Source organism: Pseudomonas sp. R19M (assembly GCF_050312585.1).
Lineage (GTDB): Bacteria > Pseudomonadota > Gammaproteobacteria > Pseudomonadales > Pseudomonadaceae > Aquipseudomonas > Aquipseudomonas palleroniana.
This window is the reverse complement of sequence record NZ_JBNPJV010000108.1, coordinates 1-3045: the sequence shown is the minus strand read 5'-3', so window position 1 is coordinate 3045 and position 3045 is coordinate 1. Positions and strand designations below refer to the sequence as shown.

Here is a 3045-nt window from a genome sequence, read left to right as displayed (position 1 = left end):
TCGGTGTCTTGTGAGCGTCGAACTTTCGGTTCATAGCGTCTTCACACACCGCAATCTGGCCTTTCGACTCAAATTGCTTGGGTGTTATATGGTCAAGCCTCACGGGCAATTAGTATTGGTTAGCTCAACGCCTCACAGCGCTTACACACCCAACCTATCAACGTCGTAGTCTTCGACGGCCCTTCAGGGAACTCAAGGTTCCAGTGAGATCTCATCTTGAGGCTAGTTTCCCGCTTAGATGCTTTCAGCGGTTATCTATTCCGAACATAGCTACCCGGCAATGCCACTGGCGTGACAACCGGAACACCAGAGGTTCGTCCACTCCGGTCCTCTCGTACTAGGAGCAGCCCCTCTCAAATCTCAAACGTCCACGGCAGATAGGGACCGAACTGTCTCACGACGTTCTAAACCCAGCTCGCGTACCACTTTAAATGGCGAACAGCCATACCCTTGGGACCGGCTTCAGCCCCAGGATGTGATGAGCCGACATCGAGGTGCCAAACACCGCCGTCGATATGAACTCTTGGGCGGTATCAGCCTGTTATCCCCGGAGTACCTTTTATCCGTTGAGCGATGGCCCTTCCATACAGAACCACCGGATCACTAAGACCTACTTTCGTACCTGCTCGACGTGTCTGTCTCGCAGTCAAGCGCGCTTTTGCCTTTATACTCTACGACCGATTTCCGACCGGTCTGAGCGCACCTTCGTACTCCTCCGTTACTCTTTAGGAGGAGACCGCCCCAGTCAAACTACCCACCATACACTGTCCTCGATCCGGATAACGGACCTGAGTTAGAACCTCAAAGTTGCCAGGGTGGTATTTCAAGGATGGCTCCACGCAGACTGGCGTCCACGCTTCAAAGCCTCCCACCTATCCTACACAAGCAAATTCAAAGTCCAGTGCAAAGCTATAGTAAAGGTTCACGGGGTCTTTCCGTCTAGCCGCGGATACACTGCATCTTCACAGCGATTTCAATTTCACTGAGTCTCGGGTGGAGACAGCGCCGCCATCGTTACGCCATTCGTGCAGGTCGGAACTTACCCGACAAGGAATTTCGCTACCTTAGGACCGTTATAGTTACGGCCGCCGTTTACCGGGGCTTCGATCAAGAGCTTCGCGTTAGCTAACCCCATCAATTAACCTTCCGGCACCGGGCAGGCGTCACACCCTATACGTCCACTTTCGTGTTTGCAGAGTGCTGTGTTTTTAATAAACAGTCGCAGCGGCCTGGTATCTTCGACCGGCATGGGCTTACGGAGCAAGTCCTTCACCCTCACCGGCGCACCTTCTCCCGAAGTTACGGTGCCATTTTGCCTAGTTCCTTCACCCGAGTTCTCTCAAGCGCCTTGGTATTCTCTACCCAACCACCTGTGTCGGTTTGGGGTACGGTTCCTGGTTACCTGAAGCTTAGAAGCTTTTCTTGGAAGCATGGCATCAACCACTTCGTCATCTAAAAGATGACTCGTCATCAGCTCTCGGCCTTAGAATCCCGGATTTACCTAAGATTCCAGCCTACCACCTTAAACTTGGACAACCAACGCCAAGCTGGCCTAGCCTTCTCCGTCCCTCCATCGCAATAACCAGAAGTACAGGAATATTAACCTGTTTTCCATCGACTACGCTTTTCAGCCTCGCCTTAGGGACCGACTAACCCTGCGTCGATTAACGTTGCGCAGGAAACCTTGGTCTTTCGGCGTGGGTGTTTTTCACACCCATTGTCGTTACTCATGTCAGCATTCGCACTTCTGATACCTCCAGCAAGCTTCTCAACTCACCTTCACAGGCTTACAGAACGCTCCTCTACCGCATCACTTACGTGATACCCGTAGCTTCGGTGTATGGTTTGAGCCCCGTTACATCTTCCGCGCAGGCCGACTCGACTAGTGAGCTATTACGCTTTCTTTAAAGGGTGGCTGCTTCTAAGCCAACCTCCTAGCTGTCTAAGCCTTCCCACATCGTTTCCCACTTAACCATAACTTTGGGACCTTAGCTGACGGTCTGGGTTGTTTCCCTTTTCACGACGGACGTTAGCACCCGCCGTGTGTCTCCCATGCTCGGCACTTGTAGGTATTCGGAGTTTGCATCGGTTTGGTAAGTCGGGATGACCCCCTAGCCGAAACAGTGCTCTACCCCCTACAGTGATACATGAGGCGCTACCTAAATAGCTTTCGAGGAGAACCAGCTATCTCCGAGCTTGATTAGCCTTTCACTCCGATCCACAGGTCATCCGCTAACTTTTCAACGGTAGTCGGTTCGGTCCTCCAGTTAGTGTTACCCAACCTTCAACCTGCCCATGGATAGATCGCCCGGTTTCGGGTCTATTCCCAGCGACTAGACGCCCTATTAAGACTCGCTTTCGCTACGCCTCCCCTATTCGGTTAAGCTCGCCACTGAAAATAAGTCGCTGACCCATTATACAAAAGGTACGCAGTCACAGAACAAAGTCTGCTCCCACTGCTTGTACGCATACGGTTTCAGGATCTATTTCACTCCCCTCTCCGGGGTTCTTTTCGCCTTTCCCTCACGGTACTAGTTCACTATCGGTCAGTCAGTAGTATTTAGCCTTGGAGGATGGTCCCCCCATATTCAGACAAAGTTTCTCGTGCTCCGTCCTACTCGATTTCATGACTAAGAGATTTTCGCGTACAGGGCTATCACCCACTATGGCCGCACTTTCCAGAGCGTTCCGCTAATCTCAAAGCCACTTAAGGGCTAGTCCCCGTTCGCTCGCCACTACTAAGGGAATCTCGGTTGATTTCTTTTCCTCAGGGTACTTAGATGTTTCAGTTCCCCTGGTTCGCCTCTTGCACCTATGTATTCAGTACAAGATAACCATCTTATGATGGCTGGGTTCCCCCATTCAGACATCTCCGGATCAAAGTCTGTTTGCCGACTCCCCGAAGCTTTTCGCAGGCTACCACGTCTTTCATCGCCTCTGACTGCCAAGGCATCCACCGTATGCGCTTCTTCACTTGACCATATAACCCCAAGCAATCTGGTTATACTGTGAAGACGACATTCGCCGAAAATTCGAATTTCTCAA

General features: G+C 51.6%; 1 rRNA gene. It reads right to left on the bottom strand.

From position 1 onward, the window contains the following. Positions 1-88 precede the first annotated feature (88 nt). Positions 89-2980 (bottom strand): 23S ribosomal RNA (locus tag ACQRBT_RS28230). Between the last annotated feature and the right edge of the window lie 65 nt (positions 2981-3045).